This is a genomic window from Acidovorax sp. NCPPB 3576, from assembly GCF_028473605.1.
Lineage (GTDB): Bacteria > Pseudomonadota > Gammaproteobacteria > Burkholderiales > Burkholderiaceae_C > Paracidovorax.
In genome coordinates, this window is sequence record NZ_CP097267.1 from 4,146,493 (window position 1) to 4,161,433 (window position 14,941).

11 protein-coding genes are annotated in these 14,941 nt (G+C 67.9%); 6 read left to right on the forward strand and 5 right to left on the reverse strand.

Going from position 1 to position 14,941, the window contains the following annotated elements; translation table 11 throughout:
• Nucleotides 1–75: 75 nt before the first annotated feature.
• From M5C98_RS18945 to apbC, 3 genes are all read right to left on the reverse strand, one after another.
• The gene (locus M5C98_RS18945; RefSeq protein ID WP_272548990.1) at nt 76–1,602 is read right to left on the reverse strand and encodes a methyl-accepting chemotaxis protein; all 1,527 of its coding nucleotides are present in this window, start codon (nt 1,600–1,602) and stop codon (nt 76–78) included.
• A gap of 12 nt (nt 1,603–1,614) precedes the next feature.
• The gene (locus M5C98_RS18950; RefSeq protein WP_272548991.1) at nt 1,615–3,255 is read right to left on the reverse strand and encodes an OFA family MFS transporter; all 1,641 of its coding nucleotides are present in this window, start codon (nt 3,253–3,255) and stop codon (nt 1,615–1,617) included.
• A 193-nt stretch (nt 3,256–3,448) separates the two neighbouring features.
• Nucleotides 3,449–4,540 carry an iron-sulfur cluster carrier protein ApbC gene (apbC, locus tag M5C98_RS18955; protein ID WP_272548992.1) on the reverse strand — a complete coding sequence of 364 codons (1,092 nt, stop codon included), beginning with the start codon at nt 4,538–4,540 and terminating at the stop codon, nt 3,449–3,451.
• Nucleotides 4,541–4,675: 135 nt separating this feature from the next.
• Here apbC and M5C98_RS18960 point away from each other — a divergent pair, with 135 nt between their 5' ends.
• The 4 genes from M5C98_RS18960 to M5C98_RS18975 all read left to right on the forward strand — a co-directional run bounded on the left by M5C98_RS18960 (nt 4,676) and on the right by M5C98_RS18975 (nt 11,890).
• Nucleotides 4,676–5,257, forward strand: coding sequence for a restriction endonuclease (locus tag M5C98_RS18960; protein WP_272553343.1), 582 nt, complete (start codon nt 4,676–4,678; stop codon nt 5,255–5,257).
• 40 nt (nt 5,258–5,297) lie between these two features.
• Nucleotides 5,298–6,554 carry a patatin-like phospholipase family protein gene (locus M5C98_RS18965; RefSeq protein WP_272548993.1) on the forward strand — a complete coding sequence of 419 codons (1,257 nt, stop codon included), beginning with the start codon at nt 5,298–5,300 and terminating at the stop codon, nt 6,552–6,554.
• 243 nt (nt 6,555–6,797) lie between these two features.
• Nucleotides 6,798–8,867 carry a methionine--tRNA ligase gene (gene metG, locus M5C98_RS18970; protein WP_272548994.1) on the forward strand — a complete coding sequence of 690 codons (2,070 nt, stop codon included), beginning with the start codon at nt 6,798–6,800 and terminating at the stop codon, nt 8,865–8,867.
• Between the two features lie 173 nt (nt 8,868–9,040).
• Entirely contained in the window at nt 9,041–11,890 is a 2,850-nt protein-coding gene (locus M5C98_RS18975) for a calcium-binding protein (RefSeq protein ID WP_272553344.1), read from the forward strand.
• 389 nt (nt 11,891–12,279) lie between these two features.
• On the opposite strand, the gene M5C98_RS18980 is transcribed toward M5C98_RS18975, so the two are convergent.
• Together M5C98_RS18980 and M5C98_RS18985 are read right to left on the reverse strand one after the other, a co-directional pair.
• Nucleotides 12,280–12,948: a YitT family protein gene (locus tag M5C98_RS18980; protein WP_442867200.1), complete on the reverse strand. Its 669-nt coding sequence runs from the start codon at nt 12,946–12,948 to the stop codon at nt 12,280–12,282.
• 150 nt (nt 12,949–13,098) lie between these two features.
• Entirely contained in the window at nt 13,099–13,629 is a 531-nt protein-coding gene (locus M5C98_RS18985; protein WP_272548995.1) for an outer membrane protein assembly factor BamE, read from the reverse strand.
• Nucleotides 13,630–13,746: 117 nt separating this feature from the next.
• Here M5C98_RS18985 and M5C98_RS18990 point away from each other — a divergent pair, with 117 nt between their 5' ends.
• Both M5C98_RS18990 and M5C98_RS18995 read left to right on the forward strand, forming a co-directional pair.
• The gene (locus M5C98_RS18990; RefSeq protein ID WP_272548996.1) at nt 13,747–13,950 is read left to right on the forward strand and encodes a DUF3460 family protein; all 204 of its coding nucleotides are present in this window, start codon (nt 13,747–13,749) and stop codon (nt 13,948–13,950) included.
• A gap of 67 nt (nt 13,951–14,017) precedes the next feature.
• Nucleotides 14,018–14,887 (forward strand): segregation and condensation protein A, encoded by an 870-nt coding sequence (locus tag M5C98_RS18995; RefSeq protein WP_272548997.1) that lies wholly within the window; start codon nt 14,018–14,020, stop codon nt 14,885–14,887.
• Nucleotides 14,888–14,941 lie beyond the last annotated feature (54 nt).

A 14,941-nucleotide genomic window follows, 5' to 3' on the forward strand; every position in this document is an offset into this window, starting at 1 on the left:
GATCAGAGTGGGCGCCCGAGAGCGCGACCGGGTTGGACACCGCCGCGCGCGCGGCGTTCCGCAGCGGCCACCATGCTAGGGCGTTTTGAAGGTGGCTGCCGCGTCGGCCAGGGCCGCCGCCTGCTCGCGCATGCGCAGGGCGGCAGCCGCGGCCTCCTCCACCAGCGCCGCATTCTGCTGGGTCATCTGCTCGATGCGGGCGACGCTCTGGTGGATGCCGTCGATGCCGCTGCTTTGCTGGCCGCTCGCTGCGGCAATGCCTTCGATCAGGCGCGTGACTTCGGCGATCGAGTGGGCGATGCCCTGCATGGACTGGCGTGCATCGTCCACCAGGCCGCCGCCCGCGTCCACCCGCTCGACCGACGCGGCGATGAGGCCGCGGATCTCCCGCGCCGCATCGCCCGAGCGCTGGGCCAGCGCCCGCACCTCGCCCGCCACCACCGCGAAGCCCCGGCCCTGCTCGCCCGCGCGGGCGGCCTCGACCGCGGCATTCAGCGCCAGGATGTTGGTCTGGAAGGCGATGCCATCGATGATGCCGATGATGTCGCGGATGCGGTGCGCGCCCTCGCGGATGCCGCCCATGGTGGCGACGACCCGGTCCACCGCCGCACCGCTCTGCTCGGCGGCCTGCGAGACCGAGCCCATGAGCCCGTTGACGCGCCGGGCGTGCTCGGCATTCTGCCCCACCGTGGCCGTGAGCTGCTCCAGCGCCGAGGCGGCGCTGTTGACCTCGCCGGCCTGCTGCTCGGTGCGCGTGGCCAGATCGCTGTTGCCCGCCGCGATCTCGCTGGTGGACAGGCGCAACCCGTCCGCGCCCCGCCGCACATTGCCCACCAGCCCGGCCAAGCCCACGCCGATGCCGTTGATGGCCTGCAGCATCTGCCCCACCTCGTCGCGCCGGGCCACGTGCATCTGGGTGGTGAGGTCGCCCGCCGCAATGCGCTGCGCCGCCGCGCGCCCCTGGGCCACCGGCCGCGCAATGCCGCGATGCACCGTGCGGTAGACCACCGCCGCCGCGAGCAGCGGTAGCCCCGCCACCACCGCCACCCAGGCAGCGGGCAGCGGCGGAAGCACCAGCCAGGCCAGCGCCCACAGGACGTATTGCACCGCCAGCACCGACAGGGCCAGCCGGCCCGCCAGGTTCAAGGCCGGAATCTCGCTCACATCCAGGCCCACGTAAAGCACGCCCACGACCTGGCCGGACGCATCGCGCACCGGGTCGTAGCGGGTCATGTTCTGGCGGCCGAATACCGTGGCGTAGCCCGCATAGGCCCTCCCCGCCAGCAGGCTGGCATAAGCGGGGTGGGAGCGGTCGAGCAGCGTGCCCACCGCGCGCTCGCCGTCCTGCTTGCGGACCGAGGTGGCGATGCGCACGAAGTCGTTGCCCTGCCGGGCGAACACCGTGGCACGCACGCCGCTGTGCGCGGTGAATCGGTCAGCCACCGAGAAGTCGCCATTCAGCAGACGCCCGGCGCAGCGCAGTAGCGGCGCCTGTGCCGCGCCGCCCTGCGGTGGCTCCAGCGTGAAACTGCCTGCGTGCTCGGCGGCGAACCGGACCGCGGCGGCATTGATCCGCCGGTGAAGGGAGCCTGGCAGCACCATGGCGCCCCGCCCTTACTGGAAGAACTTGGCCGCGCTCACCAGGGTCTTGTAGATGCCCCAGGCCAGGGGAAGGCCCACGGCGGCCCAGGCGAATGCCACGAGCGCCAGGCTGGTGGTGCTGCCGGCCCCGGTGCCAGAGCCCACCTCGGTCGCCAGCGATTTCTCGTGCGCAAGCTTTTTCTCGTGGGCCAGTTCTTCATCGCTCATGAACCATTTGTCGGCCAGCGGGCGCACCAACAGGTTGGCGATCAGGCCGATGACCAGCATGCCCACCAGGATGTACATGGTCTGGTTATAGACCTGCTCGCGCGGCAGGCCCAGGCCGAGCTGGTACTCGCGCATGTAGTTGACGACCACCGGGCCCAGGATGCCGGCCGTGGCCCAGGCGGTGAGCAGACGGCCATGGATGGCGCCCACGAACTGCGTGCCGAACAGGTCGGCGAGGTACGCCGGCACCGTGGCGAAGCCGCCGCCGTACATCGAGAGGATGAGGCAGAACGCCCCCACGAACAGCAGCTTGCTGCCGGCCCCGGCCGAGCTGGGAATGCTGGCATACAGCAGGCCACCCAGCACGAAGAACACCACGTAGGTCATCTTGCGGCCCAGCTTGTCCGACAGGCTGGCCCAGAAGAAGCGGCCGCCGATGTTGAACAGCGACAGCAGCGCGGTGAAGCCGCCAGCCACGGCCGCGATGGCCGCCAGCTGCGCCTTGTCGAGTTCGCCGAATTTCTGAGGCACACCGATGAGCGCGCCGCCAAACACCTCCTGCAGCATGGGCGAGGCCATGCCGATCACGCCGATGCCCGCGCTCACGTTCATGCACAGCACGACCCACACCAGCCAGAACTGCGGAATGCCCCACACGCGCTTCACGTGCACATGGCGCTGCGTGATCATGGTGTTGGCGCTGGGTGGAGGAGGCGTCCAGCCGGCCGGCTTCCAGCCCGTGGCGGGCACGCGGTAGCCGAGAGCGCCAGCCATCATGAAGACGAAATAGACGAGGGCCATCACCACGAAGGTCTGCATCACGCCCACGTCGGTGGGGGTGGAAAACCGCTTCATCAGGTCCACCGCCAGGGGCGAGCCGATCATCGCGCCGCCGCCGAAGCCCATGATGGCCATGCCGGTCGCCATGCCCCGCCGGTCGGGAAACCATTTGATGAGCGTGGACACCGGCGAGATGTAGCCCAGCCCCAGCCCGATGCCGCCGATGACGCCCGAGCCCAGGATCATCAGCCAGAACTGGTGCAAGTGGATGCCCAGCGCCGACAGCAGCATGCCGCCGCACCAGCACACAGCCGACACGACACCCGCCTTGCGCGGACCGGCACGCTCCAGCCAGCCGCCCCAGATGGCGGCCGAGCAGCCCAGGAACACGAAAAACAGGGTGTACATCCAGCCCAGGGTGGCCACGCGCCAGTCGCAGCCGGAGGCGAACAGCTCGGCGAAGAAGCTCATGTCCTTGGGACAGGCAGCGCCCGTGCCGGCCGTGGAAAGGGCCTTGGACAGCGGCAGCCAGAACACCGAGAACCCGTAGGCCATGCCGATGCACAGATGGATCGCCAAGGCCGCCGGAGGAACGAGCCAGCGATTGAAGCCGGGGCCGGCAATGATGCGTTCCTTGTCCAGAAAACCAGGTTGCGTGGATGACATGCGTTCCTCTCTGGTGTGCTCTTCTCGACGTCCTCGCGCCCCCCTTGGCGCGGGTTCTATGAGCAGTTTCAGCGCAATGCTTGAGCTACGTCAAGACACATGGCACACAATATGTCATGTTTTTTCGCGCTGTCAGGCAACAGCAAGGACAGCGGTGCAGGAGAGGGTCGCCGGCGCCCCGGCGGCGGCGCGTTCAGGTGGTCTTGCTGATGGAGATGGTGGGGAATTTGGCCGAGAAATCCTTGGCCTGCTGCGCCACCTTGACCGCCACGTCGCGCGCCATCTTCTTGTAGATGCGGGCCACCTCGCCGTCGGGATCGGCCACCACGGTGGGGGTGCCGGTGTCGGCCTGCAGGCGGATCTGCATGTCCAGCGGCAGCGCGCCCAGGTAGGCCATGCCGTATTCGGCCGCCATGCGCTGGCCGCCGCCCTCGCCGAAGATGTGTTCGGCATGGCCGCACTGGCTGCACACGTGCACCGCCATGTTCTCGACGATCCCGAGGATGGGCACACCCACCTTCTCGAACATCTTGATGCCCTTCTTGGCATCCAGCAGGGCGATGTCCTGCGGCGTGGTGACGATCACCGCGCCGGTGATGGGCACGCGCTGGCTCAGCGTGAGCTGGATGTCGCCGGTGCCGGGCGGCATGTCCACGATGAGGTAGTCCAGGTCTTTCCAATTGGTTTGCCGCAGCAGTTGCTCCAGCGCCTGCGTGGCCATGGGGCCGCGCCAGATCATGGCCTGGTCGGCATCGATCAGGAAACCGATCGACATCACCTGCACGCCGTGATTGCGCATCGGCTCCATGGTCTTGCCGTCGGCGCTTTCGGGCTTGCCCTCGATGCCGAGCATCATGGGCTGGCTGGGGCCGTAGATGTCGGCATCCAGCACGCCGACACTGGCGCCTTCGGCCGCGAGCGCCAGGGCCAGGTTGGCGGCGGTGGTGCTCTTGCCCACGCCGCCCTTGCCCGAGGCCACGGCGATGATGTTCTTGACCTGCGGCAGCAACTGCACGCCGCGCTGCACCGCATGGGCGACGACCTGGCTGGTGATGCGCACCGCCACCTGCTCCACGCCGGCGACGGACTGCGCCGCGGCGGTCAACTGGCGCTCCAGTTCGGGCACCAGGCTTTTGGCCGGGTAGCCCAGCTCGACGTCGAACGCCACGTCGCCACCGGCGATGCGCACGTTGCGCACCGCCCGCGCACTGACGAAATCCTTGCCCGTGTGCGGATCGCTTACGCTCGCGAGCGCCGCCAACAGCGCCTGTTCTGTGACTGCCATGCCAATAACTCCTTGAGGGGGCCGGTAGTCTATTCCCTGATCCGCCAACCCCGCGGGGGCGGGGACAATGCGCCGTTGCCGCCCCACCCGACCGTAAGCACCCCGCTCAGCACAAGGATTCCCGTGAAATTCAAGATGGCCCCCAACTCCCTGTTCGCGATCCTGCTGCGTTCGCCCTGGTGGATCAGTTGGTCGGTGGCCGGTTTGATCGCGCTGGTGTGCGGCGCCCTGCTGCCCTCGCACATCGCCCCGTACGCCGCGGTGGGCGCCCTGCCGATCTTCGGCGTGGGCTGCCTGGCCGCCTGGCGCCAGTGGCGCGCGCCCAGCAGCGCACGGATGCAGGCCATGCTGGGCCAGGCGGCGCAGATGCCCTGGCGTACTTTTGCGGATGCCCTGGAGCGCGCCTGGCAGGCCGAGGGCTACGCGGTGCGCCGCCTCACCGGACTGCAGGCCGATTTCCGCCTGGAAAAAGCGGGCCAGGTGGCCTTGGTGAGCGCCCGCCGCTGGAAGGCCGCCACGCATGGCATCGAGCCGCTGCGCGACCTGCAGGCGGCAGCCCACGCGCAGGACGTGCCCGCCAGCACCTACATCGCCATGCAGGGCACCGTGAGCGACAACGCCCGCGGCTATGCCCGCGAGCATCGCATCACGCTGATGGAAGGGGAGGCACTGGCCGCCCTGCTGCTGAAGGCATCCCACATCGGCCCCGGAAAGTGATCCGCCGACCGATCCCACCACCGATCCGCCGAGGCCCCCCATGCCCCCTTCCGCCCCCGCCCCCGCTGCCAAGCCCGTAACGCCCCGCCCCATCGGCCTGGTGCTGACCGGCGGCGGGGCCCGCGCGGCCTATCAGGTGGGCGTGCTGGAGGCGATCTCCGACCTGCGCATGGCGTGCGGCGCGGGGCGCGAACCCAACCCGTTTCCGATCATCACCGGCACTTCGGCCGGAGCCATCAACGCGGCCGCCCTCGCCTGCGGAGCCGACCAGTTCGACCGGGCCGTGCGCCGCATCGCCCGCGTGTGGCGCAACTTCCATGCGCAACAGGTGTACCGGGCCGATTCGCTGAGCGTGATGCGCAGCGGCGCGGGCTGGCTCACGCTCATGTCGCTGGGCTGGCTGCTGGCGCGCTGGCGGCGCATGCGGCCGCGCTCGCTGCTGGACAACACGCCGCTCACCGGCCTGCTCACGCAACTGGTGCCGCTGGTGCGGCTACCGCGGCTGATCCGCCAGGGGCACCTGCAGGCGCTGGCCATCACCGCCTCCAGCTACAGCTCCGGCGAGCACGTGACCTTCTTCGAGGCCGCTCAGTCGCAGCAGCCCTGGGTGCGCTCGCAGCGCAAGGCCACACGCGACCGCATCACGCACGACCACCTGCTGGCGTCGTCGGCCATTCCGTTCGTCTTTCCCGCCACGGCGCTGGGGATCGACGGCCATACCGAATACTTCGGCGACGGCTCGATGCGGCAGTCCGCCCCGATCGCGCCGGCCATCCACCTGGGGGCCGAACGCATCCTGGTGGTGGGCGCGGGCCGCATGCACGAGCCGGCGGGCGAGGCGCTGCACAGCGATGCACCGGCCTACCCGTCGCTCGCGCAGATCGCCGGGCACACGCTGTCCAACATCTTCCTGGACGCCCTGTCGGTGGATGTGGAGCGCGCCCAGCGCATCAACCAGACGCTTTCGCTGATTCCGCCCGAGGTGCGCGCGCACAGTGCGCTGCGCCCGCTGGAGCTGCTGGTGATCGCCCCTTCGCAGCGCCTGGATGCCGTGGCGGCCCGCTACGTGGGCGAGCTGCCCCGCCCCATCCGAACGCTGCTGGGCGGCCTGGGCGTGACCTCCAACATGCAGGACGTGCGCGGCGCGGCGCTGGCCAGCTACCTGCTGTTCGAGGCCGGCTACACGCGCGAACTCATGGCCCTGGGCCGCGCGGACGCCCTGGCGCGCCGCAGCGAGATCTGCCGATTCTTCGGCTGGACCGATGCAGGCAACGCGTTGCGGGCGCCTGCCGGTTGAGCCCACCCCCATCGGAGACCACCGGTGCCCCGCGCGCAGGCGGCGTTCGGCGGCGAGTGCCGGTTCCTGCCCGCGTACCGGCCGCAGCCGCTGGCGCCCCGGGTCCCGCTGCGCGAGCGGCCGTGAGGCCCCAGCGGGCCATACAGGCCATCGGGGCCATCGGGGCCGCACGGGCCGGGGCGAGCGCCTAAAATCCGCGGCTCGTCCGCGTTTTTCGCGGCCCACCCCGAACGCCCGCACCCGATGACCGCACGCAAGATCTTCGTCACCACCGCCCTGCCGTATGCCAACGGCAACTTCCACATCGGCCACATCATGGAATACATCCAGGCCGACATCTGGGTGCGGTATCAAAGAATGCAGGGCGCCCAGGTGAACTTCGTGGGCGCGGACGACGCCCACGGCGCGCCGATCATGATCGCGGCCGAGAAGGCCGGCAAGACGCCCCAGCAGTTCGTGGCCGACATCGCCGCGGGCCGCAAGCCCTACCTGGACGGCTTTCACATCGCGTTCGACAACTGGCACAACACCGACGCGCCCGAAAACCACGCGCTCGCCCAGCAGATCTACCGCGACCTCAAGGCCAACGGCCTCATCGAGACGCGCACCATCGAGCAGTTCTTCGACCCCGAAAAGAACATGTTCCTGCCCGACCGCTTCATCAAGGGCGAATGCCCCCGGTGCCACGCCAAGGACCAGTACGGCGACAACTGCGAGAACTGCGGCGCCGTCTATGCGCCCACCGACCTCATCCACCCCTTCTCGGCGCTGTCGGGCGCCAAGCCGGTGCTGAAAAGCTCGGAGCATTTCTTCTTCAAGCTCTCCGACCCGCGCTGCGTGGAGTTTTTGCAGGAATGGACGCAGAACGGCGTGCACGTGCAGCCCGAGGTGGCCAACAAGGTCAAGGAATGGTTCACCGTGCGCACCAACCCGGACGGCAGCACCAGCGAGGGCCTGGGCGACTGGGACATCAGCCGCGACGCGCCCTACTTCGGCATCGAGATCCCCGATGCGCCCGGCAAATACTTCTACGTGTGGCTCGACGCGCCCGTGGGCTACCTCGCCTCGCTCAAGAACCTGCTGGACCAGCGCGGCGAAGACTACGAGGCCTACATGGCCGACCCGCTGCTGGAGCAGTACCACTTCATCGGCAAGGACATCGTCACCTTTCACACCCTGTTCTGGCCCGCCATGCTGAAGTTCAGCGGCCGCAAGACGCCCGACAAGATCTGCGTGCACGGCTTTCTCACCGTGAACAACGGCGAGAAGATGAGCAAGAGCCGCGGCACGGGCCTGGACCCGCTCAAGTACCTGGGCCTGTCGATGAACCCCGAGTGGCTGCGCTACTACATCGCCGCCAAGCTCAATGGCCGCAACGAGGACATCGACTTCAACCCCGAAGATTTCATGGCCCGGGTCAACAGCGACCTGATCGGCAAGTTCGTCAACATCGCCTCGCGCGCGGCCGGCTTCATCGCCAAGCGCTTCGGCGGCCAGCTGGGCGCCATGAGCGGCGACGGCCAGGCCCTGCTCGCCACGCTGGCGGCCCAGGGCGGCACCATCGCCGAGGCCCTGGAAAAGCGCGACACCGCCCGCGCCCTGCGCGAGGTGATGCTGCTGGCCGACCGCGTGAACGAATACGTGGACGCCAACAAGCCCTGGGAACTGGCCAAGCAGGACGGCATGGACGCGCGCCTGCAGGACGTGTGCACGACCTGCATCGAGGCCTTCCGCGTGCTCGCCATCTACCTCAAGCCCGTGCTGCCCGCCCTGGCCGCGCAGGTCGAAGCCTTCCTGAACGTCGCGCCGCTCGCCTTCGCCGACGCGAAGACGCTGCTGGGCTCCGGCCACGCCATCGGCGCCTACCAGCACCTGATGCAGCGCGTGGACGTGAAGCAGCTCGACGCCCTGTTCGAGCCCCCCGCAGCGCCCGAGCCCGAAAAGACCGTGCCCGGCGGCGAGGAGATCGCGCCCACCATCACCATCGACGACTTCGCCAGGATCGACCTGCGCATCGCGAAGATCGTGAACTGCGAGCCGGTCGAAGGCTCGACCAAGCTGCTGCGCCTGACGCTCGACGTGGGCGAAGGCCGCCACCGGAATGTGTTCAGCGGCATCGCCAGCGCCTACCAGCCCGCCGACCTGATCGGCAAGCTCACCGTGATGGTGGCCAACCTCGCCCCGCGCAAGATGAAGTTCGGCATCAGCGAGGGGATGGTGCTGGCCGCCAGCCATGGCGATGAAAAAGCCCACCCCGGCATCCACGTGCTGGAACCTTGGGCCGGCGCGACGCCCGGCATGCGGGTGCGCTGAGCGGACCGAGACAGCTCCGTCATCTGGCTCGCCGAAAAAACCGGAAGCCAACTCAAACCTTTGCAGCCCATGAGGGCGACGGCACCAAAGCCCCCGGCTGGATCAAGGACCGCAACGGCAACGGCCTGATCGACTCCGGGCGCGAACTCTTCGGCGACCAGACCTTGAAACCCGTGGGCAGCGATGGCCGGGCGCAGACCTATGCCAACGGCTACGAGGCCCTGGCTGCGGAAGATGGCAACGGCGACAAGGTGATCGACGCCAACGATGCGGTGTACAGCCAGTTGCGCATCTGGAAGGACGCCAACCAGGATGGGGTGTCCCAGGCGGGCGAACTGCAGACCCTGGCCGATCTGGGCATCGCCCGCATCGGCGTGGCGGGCACCGCCAGCAACGTCAACCTGGGCAACGGCAACACCCAGCCCTTGAGCGGCAGCTTCACCCGCACCAACGGCACCACCGGGGTCAGCGGCGTGGCCGAGGTCACCGGCAGCCTGCTGCTGGCTTCCAATAATTTCTACCGCGAGTTCTCTGATGACCCCGCCGTCACGGCCACCGCCGGGGCCTTGCCCCAGATGGGCGGCAGCGGATGGGTGCGTGATTTGCGCGAGGCGATGAGCTTGGCCGGCGGGGCGGCGCAGGGCCTGCAAACCCAGGTGGCGGCCTTCGCAGCGGGAGCCACCCGAGATGCCCAGTTGGCGCTCGTGGACGATCTGCTGACGCAATGGGCCGATACCTCGGGCAAGCGGGTGACCGACATTGGTTTTTATTACCTGGTGTATAGCGAAGGCGGCTTGGTGACGGGACCTCGGGACCCGATGTTTGGGTCGTCGCAGGCTACGTTGAGCATCTCGATGGATGCCACACAGCTTTCGGCGGCAGAGAGTCAGGCCGTGCTCAGAAAACTGAATGTGCTGGAGGTCTTCAACGGCACCAAGTTCATTCAGATTTCAAGCACGAACAGCTCCGGTGGTGGCGGTGGCGGCGGCGGCTTGGGGGCCCCAGGCAGTGGCGGTGGCGTGGGCGCTGCGGCAGACCCCGTCAGCCGCTATACAGCCACCCTGTCCGCCCCGCAGGTGGCCCTGCTCAACCAAAGCTATGACGAACTGCGCGAAAGCGTCTATGGCGCGCTGGTCGTGCAAACGCGCCTCAAGCCCTACCTGGACAGCGTGCAACTGACCGTCGATGAAAACGGAGTGGGCTTCGATACGAGTGGGCTGTCAGCGATGCTCGATGCCCGCAAGGCCGGCAGCGAGCGCGAGGGGCTGATCGATCTGGTGGAACTGAACCGCTACCAGGGCAAGCTGCTCAACGCCGTGGGCTTCGACGGGCTGGGCACGTTGTCGCAGTGGGTCGAAGTCCTGCCGGCCGGTGATGCGTTGCGTGGGGAGTTGAGCGGGCTGGGCGTGATCCTGTCCGGTGCGGCCGAAGGATCGGCACGCAGCGATCTCTATCTGGGCGGCGCGGGCGACGATGCCTTCGCGGCGGGCGCGGGTGACGACCAACTGGATGGCGGCGCTGGCAATGACACGCTGCGCGGCGGTGACGGCAACGATGTGTTGATGGGCCGCGAGGGCGCCGACGCTCTGCATGGGGATGCGGGCGACGATCAGTTGCACGGCGGCTCGGGCAACGACAACCTGTGGGGCGGTGCCGGCAACGACACGCTGCTGGGTGGGGATGGCGACGACGGGTTGTACGGTGATGCGGGCGACGACACCCTGGACGGAGGTGCGGGCCGGGACTGGCTGGAGGGCGGCGCTGGCGCCAACACCTACCGCTTCGGCAAGGGTGATGGTCAGGACACCATCGCGTTCAAGAGCGGCGTCCGCGACGGCCAGCCCGGCGTGCTGCAGTTCAAGGACGGCGTGACCGCCGCTGACCTGGCCCTGCGCCAGGTCCATGACACCGTGCACGGCGGTTATTCGCTGGAGGTGTCGATCAACGGCACGGCCGACAAGGTGACCATCCAGGGGTTCTTCTATGGCGACGATCCCGACGCACCCTACAGTTCGGTGCAGCGGTTCCAGTTCGCCGATGGCTCGGCGTTGGACATTGCCACCATCACGGCCCAGTTATTCGCGGGCACGGCCTCGGCCGACACCCTCTTCGGCACCAACGCAGCCGACACTCTTCGTGGCGGTTCGGGCAACGACAACCTGTGGGGCGCCGCCGGCAACGACACGCTGCTGGGCGGGGATGGCGACGACGGGCTGTATGGCGATGCGGGCGACGATGTAATCGACGGCGGCGCGGGCCGCGACTGGCTGGAGGGCGGCACGGGCTCCAACACCTACCGCTTCGGCCGGGGCGACGGCCAGGACACCATTGCCTTCAAGAGCGGCGTCCGCGACGGCCAGCCCGGCGTGCTGCAGTTCAAGGACGGCGTGACCGCCGCTGACCTGGCCCTGCGCCAGGTCCATAACCCCGTGCGCGGCGGCTATTCGCTGGAGGTGTCGATTGCCGGCACGGCCGACAAGGTGACCATCCAGGGGTTCTTCTATGGGGACGATCCCGGTGCGCCTTACAGCTCGGTGCAGCGGTTCCAGTTCGCCGATGGCACGACATGGGATCTTTCAGCGATTGAAACCCAACTGTCAGCCTCAGCGGCGACGCAAGCGAACAAGGATGCCATTGCCACCGATTCGATGGAGTTGAACAGCGAAAAACCTGATGTGTTCGACGATGGCGTTTCCATGTCCGGCGTCAACAAGCCCTACGCGTTCACTGGCTTGGACGATGCGGACTTCGTGGCCCTGAAGCCGCAGGAGAGAGAGACATCGATCGACGCGGTGGCGCCGACCGACTGGAGCATCGCACCCTTGGACTCTTTCGAAGCGATTCAGTGGAAACCGTTGTTCCAATCGGTGCAGATGGATGGTGCATCCGCATCACTGGACAGCCAGGCCCAACTGCTGACGGAAGCAATGGCGCAGTTCGCTCCACCTGCCGCCATCGACGCCAAGGGCGTGGCAGCGGCGCAGGATGGGCCATGGAAGGTCGTTGCCGCGCATTGGCAGTGAACGGACTCTCGCCATGAACAGAAAGCCTGGAGCTGGCAAGCCCCAGGCTTTTTTTTCGAGGGATGGCACCGGAGGGTTCATTCCGGGATCTGATCCGCCTGCGGCGTGGGCGATCACGGCGTGAACGGCCCCGTACAGAGCAACGGGCTCAGTTCGAATGCTATTAAAAATATAGCAACAAAGGCAATTGACACGGCGGCATGAGGGGGATTTCTTGGCTTTCTTACGGCTTGGGTCACCGTCATGTGCCCAGGGGGGAACCGCGGCTTGATACCGCCATGCCTCCATGGCGAGGACCACACGAAACTTGGAAAAAACTTGCTTCGCCGATGGAGTGGGCCAAGAGGGGGGGGGGGCTTCTCTCGGTCGCAAGCGTGACAGGCTGGCGCTCAATGCCCCACGTACCGCCCCGGCCGGTGGCTGATCCACAAAAACCCGCTCATCACCACCACCGCCAGCACCGAATACGCCACGCGCTCGATGGGCACGATGACCAGCGCCAGCAGCACCACGGTGCAATCGATCGCCATCTGCACCTTGCCGGCGCGCATGCCATAGCGCTGCTGCAGGTACAGCGAGACGATGGTGGCGCCGCCCAGGCTGGATTTGTGGCGCGCGAGGAACAGGCAGCCGGTGCCCAGCAGCAGCCCGCCCAGCACGGCGGCGAAGAGCGGGTTCAGGTAGTCCACGTGCATGACGTGGGGAAACAACTCCGTCAGCACCGACAGCAGCGCCACCGACAGGAACGTCTTGATGGTGAACTCCCGCCCCATGCGGGTCCAGGCGAACCAGTAGAACGGCAGGTTGATGGCAAAAAACAGCTTGCCGAACGAGATGTCGGTCACGTAGTGCAGCAGGAAGGCGATGCCCGCCGTGCTGCCGATGAGCAGCCCCGCCTGGCCGAACAGCATGAGCGCCATGGCCACGAACAGCGTGCCGGCGAAGAGCGCCTGCACGTCTTCGTAATGCCCATGGCGCAGCGATCCCATGGGGTACAGCGGCGGTGAGGGCGGCGGCGGGGCCGGGGGCGCAGGGGGTGGCAAGGGGGCTTCGGGCATGGCGGGGCGGATGGTTGTCACAGGCTACTCCAACACGGGGAGCGCATGCAAACAATGCGCCAGCCCGGCGGTGGCGCGGAATGAAAGGCCAGCACCCAGCCTGCTGTCTCCGCTACCGGCCACCACCGGTTCCCTCCGCTGCAGGCCGGGCTACCGGCCTCCTTCGCGGATTTCCAGCGCGCTGCCGCTGCGCAGCACCCGGCCCTGGCCGTCGAAGTACACGGTGAAGATCATGGGCTGGTTGCCGCCGTCGTTCCAGCGCCAGTCCCAGGCGGTTTCGCCCTTGCGCTCGTAGGTCATGGCCTTCATGGGCTTGCCCAGGCGCCGGCGCACGTCGTCCATGGCCATGCCGGGCACGATCTGCTCGAAGTTGTGCGGCGCCAGCACCTGGCGCAGCGCGCTCATGCGGCCGTCGGGGCCGATGGTGATCATGTAGTTCTGGTGGCCGGCCGGCTGGCGGTTGTATTCGAAGGTGCGGGCGCCGCCGGGCTCGTCCCACACGCGCTCGGGCTCGCCGAAGCGCGAGCGCACGTCGGCCTCGGTGGAGCTGCCCTCCTCCAGTTCGCTGATGCGTTGCGGGTCGCAGCCGGCGAGCAGGGCCGCGAGGACGCCGAGCGTGCAGGCCAGGCCGGCGGCGCGCAGCGCCCGGGCGGCCGGGGCGCTCCATCGGGGGGTATTCATTAGGGGCCTTTCTCGGGCAGATGTCGGGGTCCGCACTGTAGCGCGCCGGCGCTGCGGCGGCCCGGGCGGCGGCGCCCGGTAAAATCGCCGCCTCCCTACAGTGACTGCACCAACGCCATGTCCTTCTTTCGCCGCCCCGACTACCAGTCCGACATCACCCAGTTCATCAACCAGCTCAAGGTCGAGAAGCCCGAACTGGACGCGCAGCAGCAGGCCGGCCGCGCGCTGCTGTGGGACAAGCGCGTGGACCGCAGCATCTGGGGCGAATACGACGAAGCCAGCGTGTCGCAAAAGCCCTACGTTTACCAGACCCAAGGCTGATCCGCATCAAAAAGGCCTCCAGCGCAATAGTACGTGGCGCAGGCAGCTATATTTTTAATAGCAATCCATGAGCACCGCCGCGGACCGGGCCTCCGCCGCCTCCCTGGCTGCCGTGGGCATCGAGGGCGCCGACGGCGCATCTCCCCAGGTCGTGGATTCGGTGGCGCTGGCGCGCCTGTATGGCGAGCCGCTGTTCGCGCTGCCCACCGACCTGTACATCCCGCCCGATGCGCTGGAGGTGTTCCTCGAAGCGTTCGAGGGTCCGCTCGATCTGCTGCTGTACCTCATCCGCAAGCAGAACTTCAACATCCTCGACATCCCCATGGTGGGCGTCACGCGCCAGTACCTGGTGTACGTGGACGAGATCCGCAGCCGCAACCTGGAGTTGGCGGCCGAGTATCTGCTGATGGCGGCCATGCTCATCGAGATCAAGTCGCGCATGCTGCTGCCGCCCAAGAAGCAGGAGGGCAGCGCCGAGCCCGAGGACCCGCGCGCCGAACTCGTGCGCCGCCTGCTCGAATACGAGCAGATCAAGCTGGCCGCGGCCGGCCTGTCGCGCATGCCGCAGTACGGGCGCGATTTCCTGCGGGCGCAGGTGCACATCGAGCAGAGCCTGCAGCCGCGCTTTCCCGACGTGCACGTGGCCGACCTGCAGGAGGCGTGGCGCGACATCCTGCGGCGCGCCAAGCTGGTGCAACACCACCGCATCACGCGCGAGGAGCTGAGCGTGCGCGAATACATGAGTGCCGTGCTGAAAGCCCTGCAGGGCCGGCGCTTCGTGGAGTTCGAGGAACTGTTCGAGCCCGAAAAAGGCAGCACCGTGCTGGTGGTGACCTTCATCGCGCTGCTGGAGCTGGCCAAGGAAACCCTGATCGAGATCACCCAGGCCGAGGCCTTCGCGCCCATCTACGTGCGGCTGGCGTACACGCCGGTCTGAGCCGCCGCCCTTCACCGCCACGGCCGGGCGCCCCGGCCCGAACGCCCCACACGC